Source organism: Saccharopolyspora sp. NPDC000995 (assembly GCF_053599315.1).
Genome location: NZ_JBSFLZ010000136.1, coordinates 1 through 18,690 on the forward strand (window position 1 = coordinate 1; position 18,690 = coordinate 18,690).

The window sequence follows — 18,690 nt, forward strand, 5'->3', positions numbered from 1 at the left end:
ATCGAGGGCGCCTCGCCGAACTCCCCGGAATTGTCCGCATCATCACGGCGCTCGAATTCTATCGACTCGGCTGGTAATGCTCGTGAATAAGGCTCAATATATGACGTCCCTCTCTTCCTTGGTGAGATTTATCAACTTGTCTGTGCTGAATCTTTGCGGCGACGTTCGCACTACATTAAAACCGTTCGTACTAGTTTGAAAATGAGGAATCACGTGGGTGCGGCCGGTTGGCGGCTGGAGGATCTGCCACCAACCGGCCGCGACGGACCGATGCCGGGCCGGGGGGCACGACACTTGGATATCCAGTGTCGACCGGCACCGGGCCGCGTCTGGGGTCATGCCGTACGTCTATGACGTCCGATAGCCACTTCGGCGGGTGACTCTTCCCGCATTGCTGCTTTAAGGCAGTCGCGGCACGGTCTCACGAGTGGTGGCGTATTGGACTTGCCCATGTTGAGACCGCATCGCGAAGTCGCGATGGTGCCGGGCTTGCGTTCGTGTGCATACCCGAGATGATCAGTCCAAACCACCCGGACCCCAGGCAGACCCGCGCACCCGTCCATCGCGGGCGCTGGTCCGAACAAGCCCGCTCCGCTCACCCTGTGCCCCCGTCTGATTTCATGGCATGAGCCCGAACGTGAAGTACATGGGAGAGTCGCCGCAATTTGTCCGCTAGCACTACCTGGTTCTCTAGGGGGTAGTCGCCCCGCACGATATTGAACTGCGCATCGTTGATTGCCCATTGGGCTTCGGCAAGCATCACAGCAAGCGTGTCGGCCGGAACCTGAGCCACGGGTGGCATATCGGCCGGTCGATCAGCTCTGGAAATAACGACTAGCAGGCAGGGAACGCACGCGGTCCCTTCACCCTCCTCACACTCTTCCACCAGCACGCGTCGGAACTTCTCCCCAGATACGGACGTCACCGTGCCATCCCTGGATTCTTCCGCGCAGTGCAGGACACGTTTCGACTCACGCAACGACGCCATGTTTGTAGCGGAACCACCGCACGCCGCTACCCTCGGGCGTCTGGCCGGGCGGACCAGCTGGGCCAGGTGGACCAGGAACGGCGCTGTGACCCGCCATGATGCCTCCCACATGTGTTGACCTGACAAGTACGCTGATGCAGCAAGGGATGATCAGCGCAGGCAAGAGATTGGGTGATGCGCACCTGGCATCGCAATTCCTCTAAACGGGTGATCTAGCCCGGATGACACGTAAGGATGTATCGCATGGCTACAGCCACCGGATCGCCACGTGCTAGGGCGCTTTCGGCTGCTCTGCGCGAGGCTCGCAAAGAACACGGAATCAGCACACGGGAACTAGCCGACAGATTGTCGATAGATCAATCGCACCTATCGAGGATTGAAACCGGAAAGCGGGTTCCGAGTGTTGAAACAACGGCGATGATCCTCGCGATACTACGTACGTCGCCGGAGGAACGCGAAAGAATTCTCGCTCTAGCTCGGAACGCAAGCGAACCTAATTGGCTGACCGTGGGTATACCGGGCATCCCGCAGCAACTTGCGGGAGCGTGGGAGTGCGAGCGAGCAGCATCGAGTATTACCGATTGGCACCCATGCCTGATACCCGGATTGCTGCAAACTACTGAGTACGCACGCGCTATCGTAGTTGCAAGTGCACGCCTGGATAGTCTGCCTCAGCACGAGATCGAATCTCGTGTAATGGTTAAGGTCGCAAGACGGGATGTTCTAGCCAGTAGAAACCCTGTCCGATTTCATGCGCTAATTGCCGAGGCTGCGCTACGCGAACCAATTGGACCGGCCGATACTATGGCCGAACAGCTTCGGCACCTGGTCAAAGTTGCTGAACAGCCGAATGTGTCGGTTCGGGTGGTTCCACAGCGGGTAGGCTGGCATCCCGGGTCGCCGGGACCGTTCGTATTTTATGAATTTAACGATACTCCTCCCGTGGTTCATTTTGAGCACCACAGTTCGGGAGCTTTCAATCAAGATGAAGACGACATTGGAGCTTATCGCAAGGCCATAGGCGAAATGAACAGGATCGCATTGGATCAAGCTGAGGCAATCGAGCTAATCACTCGAATAGTCGTCGATGAATGGAGTTAAAATGTTAATTCAACAATGGATCAAATCGAGCTACTCGAGTGCGAATGGAAACTGTGTCGAATTAACTACGGCGCTGGACGCTATCCGCGATTCTAAGGACCCTCACGGGCCGACGTTGGCTGTCGACGTGAGCACCTTCGTTCGTGCGGTGCGGCAGGGTCGTTTCGACCGCTGAATGTATGACGCCCCGGTGCGTGGCACCGGGGCGTCATTGTTGGTTTCTGCCGTTGCATCTTCGGTGATCCTCGACTATGCCCCGAAAGTCGAGTGGGCGCGCTCAACAACGTCGAAACTGCATTGGTTGCACACCCAGCGCTAATTCGAGTGTCAGGGTGCGTCCGGTTGCTGCGTCTTGTTTCGCCAGCAATGGTCCCGCTGACTCAGTTACCGGCGTGGTCCAACTACGACACGTGGTTTTCCGGCCGGGCGGCTGGGCGGTCCGGTCGGCTGCTGTGGGGCAGCAGTTGCGCGGCGGGGGCGGGTACGGCGTCTGGGCGGGCGACGAAGTGCGCGGTTTCCTCGTGGTTGGTGGAGCGGACGAGTTCAGCGAAGCCGTGCTTGTACAGCAGGCGGATGCGGCGGTCGTCGGGGACCGGCTCGGATACCTTGCCGTGCTCCCGGACCGAACGCGCGAGCGCGGGAACGTCCAGGCGGTAAGTGCGTTCAACCGACCAGTGGTCTTCGCCATCGATGCTGATCAGCTCCGCGTCGGACACGCCGCGCCGCGCCGGCTCCGGCAGCGGGCGGGTGTCCAGGTCGTAGCGGACCACTTCATGCAGTGCCCAACGCCAATTCACGGGGGCTGCAGGTTCGACGGTGTTGATCCACCACTGCTCGACGAGCTCGGCGAACTCCTTGGTGGCGAAACAGTACTCCAGCGCCGGGGCCAGCGAATCCGGGTCGGCGGTGGAGCTTTCCGCTGCCTCGCGCAGCAGTGCCGCGCCCGGGTGGCCCTGCTGCGCCTCGACGAAGTCCGCCAGCGAGAGTATGCAGGTGGACTGGGTCCAGCCGAGCACGGCGCGGAACACCGGCCAGACCTCGCGCAGCACCAGGTTCTCGGCCAGCAGCCGCGCCCAAAACAGGAAGCGTTGCATCCGGATGTTCTCCTCCAGCGAGATCCCGCGGGCCGAGAGCACGTATTCGAAGTCGTCCCGCTGCCCGCGCACGGTGATGAAGCCGTGCTGTTCCCGCCGATCGGAGAAGTCCGTGTTCGGCAACAGCAACAGCGGGTAGGCGGCGATGCGGGAGACGTTCTTGGCGAGCTCGTCGTAGCCCTCGAGGAAAGATTTCGGGGTCTCGCCGGGCACGCCCCAGATCAGCTCGGCGTAGCAGTCCAGCCCTTCTGCGGCCAACCACTCCGTCAGTTCTCGCCACTGGTTGATCTTCATGTTGCGGCGGTTCATCAGGTCCAGCACGGAGTCGTTCAGTGTCTGCAGGGCGAGGGTGAACGAGCTGCCCAGGCCCACCTCGCGCATCCGGCGAACGATGTCGCGGAACACCTTGGACTTGTTCTTCGCCCAGGAGGTCTCCAGCGCCCGCGGGTAGCCGTACCGCTCGCGGACCTCGATGAAGTCCTCGATGAACTCCATGTCCTGGCGCAGCATCCCGAAGTTGGCGTCGCAGAGCACGACCGTGTGCGCCTTCGCCTTGGCCAGCACCTTTAGTTCGGCGCGCAGCCGTTCGCGGGAGAACGCGCGAACCTTCTGGCCCACCGCGCCGCCCCAGAAGCAGAACGAGCAGTGGTAGGGGCAACCGCGGTTGGTCTCTATCAGCGCGACGTCGTAGCGGAACTCGCCGCGCTCGTCGACCAGCGGCAGCACGCCGGTGAGGATCGGAGAGGGGATCACATCCAGGTCGTCGAGCCGCGGCTGCTCCTCGGTGGTGACGATCGAGCCGTCCTCACCGCGGTAGGAGATGCCGCGGACATCCGCATACGAGGTGTCCTCCAGCACCGCACGCAGCAGCTCGGCGAAGGTGATCTCGCCTTCGCCGTTGACCACGACGTCCACGGCGACGTCCCGGGTAAGCACCCGTTCGGCCTGGTTGGCCACGTGGTTTCCGCCGAAGACCACGACGGCCTCCGGGTTGGCCTGCTTGACCGTCTCAGCCACCGACGCGAACTGGCGCACGTTCCAACCGAGCACGGAGAACCCGATCACGTCGGGCACCCCGTCCCGCAGGATGTCCACCGCCATCTCCAGCGGGGTCATCGAGCCGGACGCGTTGAAGATCCGCACATCGCAGTGTTCGCCGAACTGCTCTTGGGTCACCGCCGCGAGGTAGCCCGCGGCCAGCGGCATCGATTCCTTGGCCATGTGCCAGACGCCCTGCTGAACCAGCGCAACCTTGATCATCTTCGTCATGAGCGCACGTTTCGTAGCGCCCCGAACCGGTCGGGGCGGGACTGTTTTGGGGGCAGGAGGTGCGGCTAGGACTCGACGTGGAGCTCGGGGATGCCGGGGCCGATCATGCGAACTTCTTCGGTGGTGCTGCTGCGCTGCGCGAGCCAGGTGCGGACGGGGTCGGCGTTGGCGACCGCATTGGTGCCCGACAGCAGGTCGGCGTGGCCGCCAGTGCCGCTTTGCACCCGGACTTCGCCGGTGGTCAGCCGCTGCCAGTCGGTGGCCCAGGAGGTGTCATCGCCATCGGCGAGCAACAGCAGCACATCGATGTCCAGTTCTGGTGGCACGGGGACGCCTGCGTACCAGCGGGTGTAGCGCTCGACGACGGCGGTGACCCGCTCGCGGCCGGTCTGCCGGACGTGCGCGGCGAGGTTCGGGTCGGACAGGACCTCCTGCACCATCTTCGCGGCAGTCACGTCGGAGGCCGGTTCGCGCTGTTGCGGGGGTTTGGAGTCGAGCAGCACCAGCCCGTCGACCCGCTCACCGCGGTTGCGCAACGCCAGCGCGGTGGCGGCCGCGAACACACCACCGGCGGAGTAGCCGACCAGGAACCGCGGGCCGCCTACCCTGGTCGCGGTGATCAGCTCTGCCGCTGTTGCGGCCGCGTCGGTGCCGGCGTCGAAGGGGAAGTCGAAGCCGTAGCAGCGAAACCCGAGATGCTGGGCGAACCCTGCCATCGCCCAGGAATGCCCGGCGATCGGTGGGAAGCAGTACACCGCGTTGCCTTCGCCGTCGGCGAGGAGCGTCAGCGGGCTGTCGGCCGCCGGCCGCTGGTCGATGAGCTTAGCCAGCGCAGCCGCGGTCTGCGCCCGATATACGTCCACAATCGACACATCGCGGTGCAACTCCTCGCGGATCCGGATGGCCAGCAGCGCCGCGCCGAGGCTGTGCCCGCCGGCGACGAAGAAGTTCTCGTCCAGCGAGACCGTGTCGTCGGCCAGCACCTCGTGCCACAGCGGCAGGAGGACGCGCTCGGTCTCGGTGCGCGGCGGCCGTGCGGCGGCCCGGCGGGCCTGTTCCGGGGATGGCAGGGCGTTCCGGTCGATCTTGCCGTTGGCGTTGCGCGGCCAGCTCTCCACCACCACGACGTCCGCTGGCACCGCTGCGGCCGGCAGGAACCGGGTCAGCGCCGCGCGAAGGCCGAGGGTCTCCGGCTCGCAGCCCGGCTCGGGCAGGACGTAGCCGCACAGGCGCAGTTCGTCGGTGCCGGGCACGGGGCGGACCACCGCGGCAGCCTCCCGGACACCCGGCAGCTCGCGCAGTTTCTGTTCCACCTCGCCGAGTTCGGTGCGGTGGCCGAGCAGCTTGACCTGCGCGTCCACCCGTCCCACCAGCACCAGGGAACCGTCCGGCAGCCGCCGAGCGCGGTCGCCGGTGCGGTACAGCCGCTGACCGGGCAGTGCGGGAGAGGCCGTCGTGAACTTCTCCGCAGTGAGCTCGGGGTCTGACAGATAACCGGCGGCCAGCCCGGTGCCTGCAAGGTGCAGTTCGCCGACGATACCGGCCGGCTGCTCGATGAGGTGCTGGTCGAGCACGTGCGCGGAGACGTTCGGGATCGGGAAACCGATCCGCACCGGTCCGCCCTCAGCAGCGGCGGCTCGGTCGATCTCCGCGGCGCACGCGATGTCGGTGGCCTCGGTCGGCCCGTAGATGTTGTGGACCTTCGCCCTGCACGCGCCGGAATCCAGCCATGGGAGCAGCCGTGCCAGGTCTGGCGTCTCACCGCCGAGCGCCAGATGCCGCAACGAGCGCAACGCCCGGAATCCGTCCGCGGCGGCCAGGTCCAGCAGCGGATACACCGCCGAGGGCACACCCGGGTTGAGCACTGTGACCTCTTCGCGATCCACCAGCTCTAGCAGCACTCGCGGGTCGTAGGCCGTGTCGGGTGCGAGCACCACGGCCGCGCCGGAGACCAGCGGGGCCAGGTAGTTCTTGATCGACGCGTCGAAGCTGCAGGCGATGATCTGCGCAACTCGGGCGCCCACGCCCAGCTCGCAGAAATCCCGATACCACCACAGCAGGTTGACCAGCGACCGCATTCCCACCGCGACGCTCTTGGGAGCGCCGGTGGAGCCGGAGGTCTGGATGACGTAGGCGGTGGCGTCGGGTGAGTGCCGATTGACCGGCGGGCGGACCGCGGCCAGGGTGTTCAGCGCGTGGGTGTCGTACTGGACCTTCTCTGGAGCGGGTCGGCGGCGGGCCGTGGCCGCGCGGTCGACGTGCAGCAACACGTCGTAGGCGTAGGTGGTCAGCTCCTCGTCGTGGAACGCCATCGGCGTGACCTCGACGGCCGACAACTCCGGAAAGTGGTTCGGCAGGTCCTCGAAGAACGCCGATGGGACGAACAACGCGTCCGCTGCGGACATCGGCCGCCCGCCGTGCTCGGGCCTGTGCCGGGCGGCCACCGAGGCGAGGAACTCTTCGCGGAGTGCGGCGTCCCACACGTGCCCGAGGTAGACCGCGCCGCGCTCTCCGACCCGACCGATGGCCTCGCGCAGCACGGTGCGCAGGTAATTCACCCCGCCGAAACTCTGCACCACGCTGTTGAAGACCACGATGTCGAACGGGCCGTCCGAGTCGGGCGGCAGCTCGTCGAGGTTCAGCGCACCGAGTTCGTGCAGCGAGACATTGTCCAGTCCCTCCTCCTCGCGCGCCCGCTCGGCCCAGCGCAGTACCCCGGCGGCCGGGTCGATGCCGACGTAGCGCCCCACTCGCGGCGCGAGTCCGCGCAGTGTGGTGCCGGTACCGCACCCGATTTCCAGCATGGCCTTGGCTGGGCCCAGGTAGTCCGCGATCTTTCCCGCGGTAGCCCGCACATAGGTGTTCAGCGTCTGATCGGTGATCCGTGCCCCCGTGTACGGGCTGCGCCAGCCATTCGCCGAGATCGGGTCGTCGGCGTGGTCGGCGACGTAGTTCCACAACTCCAGGCTCATCCGGGTGCCCGCCGGCTCCAACTCGGCGAGCACGTCGGTGGAGTCCACGCAGATGCAGGCACGGGTGGGCGCGCTGTTCCAGAACAGGTCATTGTAGGCGGCGACCAGCTCCCGCTCCGAGATCAGTACCAGGGGGCCGGTGTCCCGCATCAGCGAGTGCAGCCGGGCGCTGGGTAGCTCGGGGTTCAGCGGCACGTAGGCACCTCCCGCTTTGAGCACCGCGAGTATCGCCACGACCAGCCGGTAGGAGCGGCGGAGCAGCACCCCGACGTGCACGCCAGGTTGCACGCCCTGGTCGATGAGGAAGCGCGCGAGCAGGTCGGCGTTCGCGGCGAGCTCGACGTAGGTGTGCCGGGCGGGGCCGTCGACCACGGCCACCTCGTCGGGGGTCGCGGCGACCTGCTGGGCGAACAGCTCGCCGACGGTGCGGTCGGCGGGAAATGGGCGTGCGGTGGCGTTCGCGGTACGCGCGGCGTCGGCGGCCTCGTCGTCGCCTTCCCACAGCTGGATGTCGGACAGTTTCACGCGCGGACCTCCGATGTGACGGCTCGGGCTAGCCGCTCCAACGCGGCCAGGTAGCGGTCGACGGTCACGGGGCGGAACAGCTGACCGTCGTACTCGAACTCGACCCGGAGCGCGCCGCCCGTGTCGTGCACGTAGAGCGTCAGGTCGAACTTGGCGGTGTCCAAGGGGATTTCGACTAACCGGGACTGGTCGAGGAACAGTTCGTCAGCGACGCCGTCGGTGCTCCCGGGAGGCTTCGGTGAGGCGGCGAAGACGTCGGCGAAGTTCTGGTAGGCGAACATCACGTTGGTCAGCGGCTGGGTGCCCGCGGTGCGCTTCGGATTCAGGTCCTGCACGAGCACGTCGACCGGGCAGTCCTGCTGCTCCAGCGCCGCGGTCAGCGCCGCAGAGGTGTGCGCGACCAGCTCCGGGAAGTCCATGTCCGGTCCGGGGAACAGCCGGATCGGCAGCACGTTGACGAAGAAACCGACCAGCCCCTCGATGTCCGGGTGGATGCGGGCGGCGGTGCCCATCCCGATGCAGATGTCCTCCAGCGCGGTCAGCCGGTGCAGCAGCCAGCCGAACAACCCGAGGAACACCGCGGCGGGCGTGCACTCGGCGTCGATGGCCAGCACCCGCAGCCGCGCGGACAGCTCCTCATCGAAAGTGCGGCTGCGGGTGCCGCCGCGGAACGCCTCCTGCTTCTCCCGGCCGGGGAAGTCCACCGGGAGCGGCAGGTGGTCGGGCACCCCAGCTAGCCGTTCGCGCCAGGCGGGCGTGCGGGAGGCGAGGTCCCGGCCGCGGTCCCAGACCGCGAAGTCCCGGTAGCGGGCGGGTAGTTCCGGCAGCTCGGGCCGGGTGCCGTGGCGGCTCGCGCGGTAGGCCTCGTTGAGCTCCCGGGACAGCACCACAATCGACCAGCCGTCGCAGATGATGTGGTGCAGCGTGAGCACCAGCCAGCTCCGCCGGTCCGGCAACCGGATCAGCACCGCCCGGCCGAGCGGGGCGTCAGCCAGGTCGAACGGGGTCTCGCAGTCGTCCCGCACCACCTGCTCGGCGGCTTGCCGAGCGTCGACGGCGGTGGAGAGGTCGACGGTGCGCAGCGCAATGGTGCCCTCGGCGTGCACGCGCTGCCGGACTTCGCCGCTGCGGACGGTGAACGAGGTCCGCAGACTCTCGTGTCGCTCGACCACGATGGACAACGCTTCCTCCAACGCGGCCCGGTCCACCTCGCCCTGTTCCATCACGATCGGCACGTTGTAGGCCAGCGCGCCTCCGAGCTGGTGCAGTGTCCAAAGTCGTTGCTGCGCATAGGAGAGCGGATAGTCCTCGGCCTCCTCCGCCCGGGGGAGTCCGGACGGCGCGGCGTCGACACGGTCCTGCTCATTGATTGCGCGGGCAAGCTCCCGGGGGTTGGGGTGGGCGTAGACGGTGCCCAGCGCGATGGTGCGCCGCCAGCGCGCTGAGATCGCGTTGACCAGCCGCATCGCTTTGAGACTGTGCCCGCCGGAGGCGAAGAAGTCCGCATCCGGGGACAGCCCGCTGGTGCCCAGCACGGCGTCGAAGAGTCTGGCGATCTCGGTGCCGTCGATCTCGGCCGGTGCGGGCAGCGCCGCGACGGGGTCGTGCACAGCGGCCAGCAGCGCTGTGGCCTCGTCTTCGAGAGTCGCGCGGTCGATCTTCCCGTTCGGTGTGTGCGGAAGCGCTGCCCTGCGCAGGAATCGGCTCGGCACCATCCACGGCGGCAGTTGGGCGCGTGCGTGCGCCCGCACGTCCTCATCAGATACCGAGTCCTCGGCGGCGTGGAACGCGACCAGGTCGGTGTCGCCTGCCCCGTCCGGCACGGCCACCACCGCGGCCTCGGCCACGCCCGGGCAGGACATCAGCACGTTCCCGACCTCGCCGGGTTCTACGCGGTAGCCGCGCACCTTGTACTGGTCGTCCAGCCGCCCGAGAAACTGCAACCCGCCGTCCGAGTCAAGCCGCCCGAGGTCACCGGTGCGGTAGATCCGTGCCCCGCCCAAGGCGGTGAAACCGGCCGCGCCCGGCTGGGCTGGACGCAGGTAGCCGCGGGCGAGCCCGGCGCCGCCGATGCATATCTCCCCGATCTCACCGGCAGCGACCGGTTCCAGCCGCTCGTCGCGGATGTCGACGGTCACACCTGGCAGTGCGGTGCCCAGCGCGAGGGTGCTACCCGGCAGCGGCGTCTCCCGATCCACCCGCAGGCAGGTGGCGTCCACTGTGGCCTCGGTGGGGCCGTACATGTTCCAGATCACCAGATCTCGTCCAGCCGGCCGGTCTAGCAGCCGACGCACCACCGCGGTCGGAACCGCCTGCCCGCCGGTGACCACGTGCCGCAGCCCGAGCTCGCAGTCCTCGCCCAGCCCGGCGTCGACCAATGCACCGAGGAAAGGCGTGACGACGTTGATCAGTCCGACCCGGTGCCGTGCGATCAGATTCAGGAAGAGCCGCGGATCGCGCCGGTCGGCGTCCCCGAGCAGCAGCAGCGTGCCGCCGTTGGACAGGCAGGACAGCGTCTGCTGGAGCGCGGCGTCGAACACCAGCGGGGCGGACAGCGCCTCAACGGTCCGCCCGCCCAGCGGGGCGTAGAGCATCTCCTGCAACCCGTCGACCAGGTTGGCCAGACCGCCGTGCTCGACCAGCACGCCCTTCGGGGTGCCGGTCGAACCCGAGGTGAACAGCAGCGCCGCGACGTCTCCGGGCTCCGGCACCACGTCGGGCATGGGCGCGTCGGGCTGGTCGGGAGCGAGCACGGTGATCCCGAGGGACTCGCCGAGCCCCGCCAGCGCCTGCCGTCCCGCTTCGTCGGCGACGACCACCCGGCAACCGCTCTCGCTCAGCAGCAGCCGGATCCGCTCCACCGGGTATTCGGTGGTCAGCGGCAGGTGCGCGAATCCGGCCGACATGACGCCGAGCAGTGCGGAGATCGCCCACTCGGTCCGCGCGGTGAGCACCGCGACCGGTGCCCCGCGGGGAAGGCCGGTGCCCAGCAGCGCCGCCGCCAGCCGGTTCGCCCGGCCGTGCAGCTCGCCGTGGTCGAGCCGGTGCGTGCGCCCGTCCCGCTCGCAGATCACCGCCGGTGCGTCTGGCTCTCGCGCCGCCTGCGCCCTGGCGAGCGTGATGCAGGTCGTGGCGGTCGGCGGTGCGCTCACGAGTGCCGCCGGGTGGCGAAGGTGCCGTTGACGACGTATCCGTCCAGGCCGTGCTTTTCGCCGTAGTCGATCAGGTCCGTGGTGCGGTTGATGAAGCCACGACCCGAGTAGTTCAGGGAGGTGTTGCACAGCACGCTGTACCCGGTGATTTCCCGGAACGCGGTGAGCAGCCGCGCCGCCTGCGGATTCTGCTCCGGCGTGACGGTCTGAGTGCGTGCGGTGCCGTCGACGTGCGTGACCGCCTGCAGCGCGTCGGTGCGGACGTCGCTGAAGTAGAGCATGTGCGGGTCCGGGATCGCCCCGCTGAACCACTGGTGTGCGTCGCTTTCCAGGCAGATCGGGGCGATCGGTCGGTAGCCCTCGCGTTTCTTGATCGTGTTCAGCCGCTCGTGCGTTTCCCGGCTGAACGGCGCGGCGAAAAGGGAGCGGTTGCCCAGCGCGCGCGGCCCCATCTCGTAGCGTCCTTGCACCCAGGCGATCACGTTGCCCTGTTCCAAGAACCCGGCGACAGCGGCATGATCCAGGGGGCGCACTTCGTACACGGCGGGGTCGAAGGTCGCGTCCTCGACGAACTCCTCGCCGGCGTAGACGTCCCAGCTGACCTGCGCGGACCCGGTGTGGTGCAACTGCGCGTCGATAGCGGTGCCGAGCGCGGAGCCGCTGTCGTTCGGGCACGGTGGCACGAACACCTGCGGGAACAGCCCGCACTCGGCCCACCGCCGGTTCCATTCGCAGTTCAGCCCGCAGCCGCCGGAGATCAGCAGAGGCAGGCCCTCCGTGAGGTGCTGGGCCGCGTAGTCGTAGAACCGGTCGAAGATCGCATCGGAGAACTTCGCCGCGATGTTCTTGTACTCCTGCGACTGGATCCCGACGTTGTGATACGGCGACCACGCCACATCGGCCTTGGGCAGTCCCAGCACGATGCCGTCCTGGGCGAGGAGGAACTCGATGAGCTCCTTCTCCTCCGGCAGCACGGCACCCTGCTCGGCGAAACCGGTCAACGCCATCTGCTTGCCTGCGTCCTGGAACCGGAAATGCCCCGGCAAGTCAGGGAAGTTCGTGTCAGCCAGCGCGAACAAGTACGCGTACTTGTTGCCGGGGTCGGTGAGCACGTGCTTGAGGTGGGTGACTTCGCCGCGCTCGTCGATCCGGTAGAACGAGCCGATGTTGCCCTCCCACACCAGGCAATAGGCGGGCTCCCCGGTCGGAACCGGCCCGAGACCGTAGGCGGTCATGATGTGCGAGCGTTCGTGGGTGGAGGAGAAGATCCGCGTCTCGTGGCCGAAGAACCGCCCGAGTTCGTCGGTGACCGAACCGGGCCCGATTCCGAAGTAGCCGGTTCGCGACGGCGGCTCGACGGAGTGCCAGCCCTTCACCCAGCCACCGACCGCGACGACATCGGGTTGGCGGGGCAGACGATCGGCGGCCCTCAGCAGCAATTCGGCGGTGAGCCGGTCGTAGCGTGGGTAGGAGTCCTTCTCGGCCTCCATGGAGAACAGCAACTGTCCGTCCTCGATGGCGGCGACCGCGCCGTCGTGGCCTTCCTTGAACGACAGGATCAGCACGCGAGATCAGCTCCTCGGTGGTCTGGCGGGTTTGCACGGGTCATTGCTCGACGCCCAGGTCTGGGCTGCCGGATCGGGAGCGCAGCCGGTCGCCGCAGCGGTCGGCCGTGACGAATTCATGCGCCTTCTCCCCGCCGCGATCCAGGCGCACCCGGGTCACGTCCTGCACCGGTCCGATGCGGAACCGCGGGGCGTCGAAACAGCGCAGATCGCGGGGATCGAGCGGATCCAGCGCCAGCGGCGCCCCGTCGACGAGCAGCTCGGGGTCTCCGCCAGTGCCGCGCATTTCGATCCGATGGGTGCCGCCGACGGGCAGTGCGGACCGGGACGTCCACGCGCGGTTGCCGAGCACGGCAACCACCCGGTAGGCGCGCACGTCGCGCAGCTCGCCCGGGCCGAATCCGCCCAAATGCGCGGGGCTTGCCGCTCCGCTTGAGCCTGGCGTCTCACCTACGGCGAGGCCGCCCGCGGTGAACCGCCAGCGTCCGACGGCTCCCGGACTCGGCCTGGAGGTCCACTGTGGACGATTGGCCGGTCCGTCGCCATCCGCCCACAAGTCGACCTCGGAGACCGAGCCGCGCAAGCCGCGACGCAGGTCGAACTCGCCCAGCACCCCGGGCGCGCCCTGGTACTGCCCGACAACCAGCGAGCCACCGGGCGGCAGCTCCGCACCGCGCGCCGCTGTCCGCGTCGAGAGCGGGAAGTCCAGCGGCGGCAGCGGTTTGCCGGTTGCCTCCGCGGTGACCCGTGCTGGGCCGTCGTCCTGGTACAGCCGCGCCTGACCGGTCACGGAGTCCCAGGTGACCGCGAGCCGCTGCCACTGCGCGTAGTCGAGGAACACCTCAAACGACACCTGTTCCCCGGCGATGTCCAGGGTCAGCCCGCCGGCCCGCTGCTCGCGCAGCGCCAGCACGGTGCCCGCCTCCGGTACCGCGTAGCTGAACAGCGTCGTCTCCGCATCCCCGCGTAACGGGCACAGGTCCAGCACCGCGGTGAACGCCCGCGTCGGGAAGGCCCTGAGCTGCTGGGCCAGCATCCACTGCCGCGGCTTGCGAGTACGGAAATGCAGCGCGCCGAGCGGGTCCAGCAGCAGCCCGTACTGGTCCCGCGCCGAGCGATGCTCGATCAGCGGCACCACCTCGGAGCGCGGGCGCAGCCGCAACTCGACAGTGAACTCGGGCCGGTCGCCGAGCGCGAACCTGGCCAGGTCCGCGACGTCCGCTTCGGCCCAGGTGGTACCGGCCGACGGATTCACGGGAACACCGCCGGCAGTTCCCACCAGCGCACCACCGGGTCGTCCGCGCCCAGCGGCCGCACCACCCGCCACGCCTCGCACGGATTGGAGCTGATGTGTGGGTCGTAGCCGCGGTCGTGGCGGTCGTAGTCACGACGGATGCGCTCCCGCACGACGGCTGGCAGCACAGTCTCACCGGGGCGCAGCACCCGGCCGAAGGAGTGCCGCGGTTGCAGCAGCACGTAACTCGCGTCCGCGCCGAAGGCGTACCGCGAATGCTCCGCCGGGTAGCAAGGCCCGAAGGTGTTCACGAAGAACAACTCGCCACCGAAGCAGAAGCACCAAGAAACCGTCTCGATCTCGGCAGCCATGGTGTGACCGTCGGCGGGATCGTGGTCGCTGAGGAACTTCAACACCGCGTGCGTGGTCTGCGCGAGCGCGTCCACGGTGGTGCCGAAACGGGGCTCGGGCAACTCGATGACGAATCCGTCCAAGTTGGCTGCGCGGGCCTGGTCGATGAAGTCGCACAGCACCGGCAGCATCGCGCCGAGATTCTCCTCGGGCGTGCGGTCGTGGTCCCATCCAGGGGAGCCCCACAGCCGGGACGACGGGGCGTAGACGCAGTGCGTTGCGCTGCGCACAGGGGCGAACCGTCGCAGACACGGCGCTTCGCCGGGGCGGACAGTGGTGCTCGGAGGATCGGGGGCCGGGGTCATTGCGTTCCTCGTTCCGGGTTCGTGTGCTGTTGGCAAGCCATCTCCGCAGCGCTCGCGCGCTTCGCTGCGCTGGGTGCTGTTCGCGCATCGAGTGCGCCGGCAGCAGCGCCGCCGACGGGTCGCGGTCCGGGCGTACCGGCCTGCGCACAACTGCCACATCGGCGGTGCGGAAACCCTGCGCGTGGGATCAGGACCGGACGACCTCGTCATTGAGCCGCTTTTCGGTCGCGGCGAAGACGTCCGCGGCGAGCTGGGCAAGCCCGGCAGAGCAGTCGGCCGGTTCGAACACCTGTCGCGGTTCCCGCCCGGTGGCAAGGCGCTGCCAATAAGGCGGCAGGCAGTCCATCCTGACGACCATGCCGCCGTCCCCGTCCGGCGCGACGTACCGCACTGTGCGGATGCCTGAGTTCAGCAACCTGACCGTGCACATCGGACAGCACTCCAGCGAGGTGTAGAGCACCGTCCCGTGCCCGGCCGCCAAGTCCCCGAACCGCGCCTCGAACGTGTCCAGGGCCTGCGCCTCCGCGTGCGCGGAGGTGTTCAGCCGGGGCCTCAGCAACTTGTTCCGGCCCTCGCAGATCAGCTCGCTGCCGCGCACGACCACCGCGCCGACGCCGTAGTTGCCCTCTTGCACCGAGACCAACCCGAGCACGCAGCACAGCCAAACCCACGGGTCCTGCTCGTTGTCCGGCGAGCCCTCGTCCGCGGCGAGCCGCTTGGCCAGTTCGGTGACCTGACCGCCTGCGGACCCCAGCTCGGCGAGCAGCGCGCGGCCGCGCTTGAACGCCTCTTCCATCTGCCTCACCTAACCGTTCTCACTAACCGGGGCGGTTTTGGCACCATGTGCGGCATCGAGGATGAACTTCCCGCACCGCTGCGGTTGCGCTTCGGCGTTGTTCAGCGGGTGCAACGACCGGTTGAACGCGGGATTCATGAACGCCGCGATCGAGTACCGGTCCCGCTGCCGCGGCGTGGGCACCTGGTGCCGCAAAGCCCGGTACCTGCCACCGCTCCACCAAGCCAGCAGGTCGCCGACGATCACGGTGATCAGGTCGCCGCCGCCGGGCACGTCAACCCACTCGCCGCCATGTTCTGCCTGGAGCCCGCCACCTTCCTCCTGCACAACGATGCCGAGCAGACCGAAATCGGTGTGCGGGGCATGCCCGAACTCCTCGCCGGTGCGCGGGGTCTCGGGTTCGACCGTCCGGTAGCGGTGCAGCCGCATCGACGTGTACGGCTCGGCCAGGTGGTTGCACAGCCCGGCCGAATCCAGCCCGAGTCCGCGGGCCAGCGGCACGCTCAGGGCCAGGCAAAGCCCCTGAATCTGCTCGAACAGCGCCTCCACGCCAACCTGGAAGCCAGGCAGCTCCGGCCACCGGTTCGGCCCATGCAGCGCAACGCCGGCCCGTACCAGCGGATGCTCGGATCCGAGGTCGCGCCCGACTTGGAACGCCTCCTTGACGTCGGGTTCTCGCCCGTGGCTGGTCTCAGAGCGGTGCTCGGTCCAGCCGCGGTTGTTGTGGTCGGCCGCGACCGCCCGCCGGGCTTCTTCCGGTAGTTCGAAGAACCGCCGGGCCTGGCGGAACGCCTCGCCGGTAGCGGTGAGCTCGCATCCGCTGGCGACGAAACCACCGAAAACCCGACACGCCTGCTCGATCTGCTCGGTGAGCGCGGGATCTGCCGGATCGGTGCGCAGCATCGAGCAGTCGATGATTGGGACGAGGGAGGCCGGCGTGCCGGTCACTTGCGTTCCAGCACCGGCTCGGCAGCGCCGGAGCTGACGTCGGTGATCGGCAGCAAGTGCTGGCGCGGACTGACCGAACCGTCGCCGTTCATGATGATCCCCTGCTTGAGCAGGCCTCGGGTGAAGTCCTCGCGGGCTCGGTAGGTCTTCTCCTCGTCGGAGAGGCCCTCGGAGGTCAGGCCGAGGTACACCGGGATGCCTTCCTGCCGCTTCTTCTCGGCCAGCGCGATGATGTCCGACAGTCGCGGTGGGTGGTAGCCGTTGAGTTCCTCGGCCCGGCGCGCCCACTGGGTACCGCGGGCCACGTACATCGGGTTGAGCCGGATGGTCAGCGGCACGCCGCGCGTGGCGCAGTGCTCGTGCAGGTAGTCGATGGCCTTCTCTGCCTCGATCCAGGCATCCTCGTCGGTCATCGCCGGGTCTGGCTTGAACAGCACGTAGGCGGTCAGCTCGCACTCGGCGGCGGCCACCGCGTCCAGCCCGCGCAGGAAGTTCTCCAGCGGCTCGCGCTTACCTAGCACGCGCTCCCGCAGGTCCACCGAGACGGTCTCGAAACCGGTGAGGATGTCGATCTGCTTGCTGCTGATCCCGGCGATCTCCCGCAGACGCTCGACCGTCAGGAACTCCAGCCGGGTCTCCATCACCAGCTTGCGCACCCGGGGAAGTTTGCGGGTCGCCGCCGTGATCTGGGTGAGTGCCTCGGCGGGAAAGGTCGTCTCGTCGAACACCGAGCCCTCGTTGGCGATGGTCACCCTCTCCAACACGCCCAGCGCGTGCTTGTCTTCCTCCAGCACATACTTGAACTGGGCGAGCACCTGGTCTTCCGGAATCCACTCCCGGGAGGACTTGAACGGAAGCGCGCAGAACTTGCACTGGTATCTGCACCGCTTGGTGTTGAAGAGGATCGCCAGGTCCTGCTCACCCAGGAAGTTCCGGTGCAGGAAGAAATGGGGTCGATTGGAGGCTGGCGCGGACTCGCCCATTTGTTTCGGGGGCCCGAAGCTGCGGTACAGCCCGCCGAGAAATTCGTCGAGCGCGACGGTCATGCTTCCTTCTTTCTGCGAAAACGTAACCTGGGTTCGCCGACACGGCAGTCCTGCACTGCAGCGGCGCGTTCGGTCGTCAGCGGAAATTCGTCAGCGGAAAAATGTCCGAAAAGGTGCGACAGGTTCAGCGCGGGCGTGTCAATCTTAAGGCGAAATCCCGTGCTGAGCAGTTTTGACGAGCACACCACTGCCTCCTGCAGCGGGAGGGTCGTGAACTCCGCGCCATTCGCGACCTGTGTGCCTGAACAGTAGTGGTCATCGCACATTCTGGGCGGCGCATGGCGCTAAGCCGAGGGATGGCCCCTATCGGCGAACGGCAGGAGTCGCGCCAGGTTGCATTGAAAACCGCGCAGGCCGACCGCACCGACGGCGCTGGGGGTTCACTCTGACGCATTTGCGTCTTGTCATCGTTGCGTGTCACAATCCCCCTAGTTCGGGTGGCACACCCCGTATATCATTAAATAACGACGGTCCTCGCTGCAAGAAGATTCGCACTATCGTCGTATCCGGCTCACTCATTTTCCTGAGGCCGCCATAGAGCATTACGGCAGATGGGTGCAACCGCGTTGTTGCGTCTGGCGGCGAACGTCGGGCGGCAGCCCGCCATCGGTGCATGATCTCGTCGTGATCGAGAACTTGTTGCCCAAATAGTGCGACCTCGGGGGCGCCGCCGCTGCACCCCGCGCATCCACCACGTCGACTGCGGCGACGACTTCAACCGCGGACCTGACGATCGAAGGCAGCATCCAAGCACCACTGCGCCTCTGTGAGTGTTGGACCTCTTACGGCTACGGCCGAGTTCCGAGACTTGAGGTCGGAGGTGCCTGCGGCCAGGGCGGGCAGCGCCGTTGAAGCTGCCCAACGGCCGCGGCAACGGCACGGACTTGGACGACCTGAAGGTTGCCACCGACCCGGCTGAGGCCGCCGTCGAGTGGAACGACGCTGATCAGGCATGATCTCCTCGTTGTCGCGGGACAGTCCCGGGCCCGCCCGCCGGCGACGTGGCGAGTGACGTCTTCCGCGCATCGGCTTGCCGCCATCTCGGACGCGGGCGAACCGAGAAGAAGGTGCAAGCTCTTGCGGTTGCAGGTGCAAAATAGGTCTTGATGTCTTGGATGTCGTCAGCCGTCCGCCTTAATCTCAGGGCGTGAGCTTGCCAAGCAATAGCGATTCGAATCCCGTGGTGCACCCAATGAGGTGATCTCAGTAAGAAGTGTCTGGAGGGCGGCCTGCCGGAATGGGTGTGTGATCGGGTAGCGCTGGCCCGGGGAGAGTGGGACGTGG

General features: G+C 67.3%; 11 protein-coding genes. 2 read left to right on the forward strand and 9 right to left on the reverse strand.

What is annotated here, in order from left to right:
* The first annotated feature begins 1,231 nt into the window (after positions 1-1,231).
* Together ACWDKQ_RS30330 and ACWDKQ_RS30335 are read left to right on the forward strand one after the other, a co-directional pair.
* Entirely contained in the window at positions 1,232-2,089 is an 858-nt protein-coding gene (locus ACWDKQ_RS30330; RefSeq protein ID WP_450142194.1) for a helix-turn-helix domain-containing protein, read from the forward strand.
* A gap of 1 nt (position 2,090) precedes the next feature.
* Complete coding sequence (locus ACWDKQ_RS30335; protein ID WP_450142195.1) at positions 2,091-2,264, forward strand: DUF397 domain-containing protein; 174 nt, start codon at positions 2,091-2,093, stop codon at positions 2,262-2,264.
* Positions 2,265-2,490: 226 nt separating this feature from the next.
* Here the strand turns inward: ACWDKQ_RS30335 and ACWDKQ_RS30340 are convergent, their stop codons facing one another.
* The 9 genes from ACWDKQ_RS30340 to ACWDKQ_RS30380 all read right to left on the reverse strand — a co-directional run bounded on the left by ACWDKQ_RS30340 (position 2,491) and on the right by ACWDKQ_RS30380 (position 17,406).
* Entirely contained in the window at positions 2,491-4,452 is a 1,962-nt protein-coding gene (locus ACWDKQ_RS30340; RefSeq protein ID WP_450142196.1) for a KedN5 family methylcobalamin-dependent radical SAM C-methyltransferase, read from the reverse strand.
* A gap of 65 nt (positions 4,453-4,517) precedes the next feature.
* The gene (locus ACWDKQ_RS30345; protein ID WP_450142197.1) at positions 4,518-7,949 is read right to left on the reverse strand and encodes an AMP-binding protein; all 3,432 of its coding nucleotides are present in this window, start codon (positions 7,947-7,949) and stop codon (positions 4,518-4,520) included.
* Positions 7,946-11,101, reverse strand: a complete 3,156-nt coding sequence (locus ACWDKQ_RS30350) for an amino acid adenylation domain-containing protein (protein WP_450142198.1) — start codon at positions 11,099-11,101, stop codon at positions 7,946-7,948. Before ACWDKQ_RS30350 ends, ACWDKQ_RS30345 begins: the two co-directional genes overlap by 4 nt.
* Complete coding sequence (locus ACWDKQ_RS30355) at positions 11,098-12,666, reverse strand: carbamoyltransferase C-terminal domain-containing protein (protein WP_450142199.1); 1,569 nt, start codon at positions 12,664-12,666, stop codon at positions 11,098-11,100. Before ACWDKQ_RS30355 ends, ACWDKQ_RS30350 begins: the two co-directional genes overlap by 4 nt.
* 40 nt (positions 12,667-12,706) lie before the next feature.
* Complete coding sequence (locus ACWDKQ_RS30360) at positions 12,707-13,945, reverse strand: hypothetical protein (protein ID WP_450142200.1); 1,239 nt, start codon at positions 13,943-13,945, stop codon at positions 12,707-12,709.
* Positions 13,918-14,541, reverse strand: a complete 624-nt coding sequence (locus ACWDKQ_RS30365; protein WP_450142201.1) for a YqcI/YcgG family protein — start codon at positions 14,539-14,541, stop codon at positions 13,918-13,920. The genes ACWDKQ_RS30360 and ACWDKQ_RS30365 overlap by 28 nt, the downstream gene beginning before the upstream one ends.
* 262 nt (positions 14,542-14,803) lie before the next feature.
* On the reverse strand, positions 14,804-15,412 hold the full coding sequence (locus tag ACWDKQ_RS30370) for a nucleoside deaminase (RefSeq protein ID WP_450142202.1): 609 nt from the start codon (positions 15,410-15,412) through the stop codon (positions 14,804-14,806).
* A gap of 9 nt (positions 15,413-15,421) precedes the next feature.
* Positions 15,422-16,360 (reverse strand): 2-oxoglutarate and iron-dependent oxygenase domain-containing protein, encoded by a 939-nt coding sequence (locus ACWDKQ_RS30375; protein ID WP_450142203.1) that lies wholly within the window; start codon positions 16,358-16,360, stop codon positions 15,422-15,424.
* A complete protein-coding gene (locus ACWDKQ_RS30380; RefSeq protein ID WP_450142204.1) occupies positions 16,357-17,406 on the reverse strand; it encodes a radical SAM protein in 1,050 nt (349 codons plus the stop codon). Before ACWDKQ_RS30380 ends, ACWDKQ_RS30375 begins: the two co-directional genes overlap by 4 nt.
* Positions 17,407-18,690: the final 1,284 nt, after the last annotated feature.

What these genes read in the sequence shown, in the direction of transcription:
- ACWDKQ_RS30330 (WP_450142194.1), top strand. Translation starts at nt 1,232, where the DNA reads ATGGCTACAGCCACCGGATCGCCACGTGCTAGGGCGCTTTCGGCTGCT.
- ACWDKQ_RS30335 (WP_450142195.1), top strand. Translation starts at nt 2,091, where the DNA reads ATGTTAATTCAACAATGGATCAAATCGAGCTACTCGAGTGCGAATGGA.
- ACWDKQ_RS30340 (WP_450142196.1), bottom strand. Translation starts at nt 4,452, where the DNA reads ATGACGAAGATGATCAAGGTTGCGCTGGTTCAGCAGGGCGTCTGGCAC.
- ACWDKQ_RS30370 (WP_450142202.1), bottom strand. Translation starts at nt 15,412, where the DNA reads ATGGAAGAGGCGTTCAAGCGCGGCCGCGCGCTGCTCGCCGAGCTGGGG.
- ACWDKQ_RS30380 (WP_450142204.1), bottom strand. Translation starts at nt 17,406, where the DNA reads ATGACCGTCGCGCTCGACGAATTTCTCGGCGGGCTGTACCGCAGCTTC.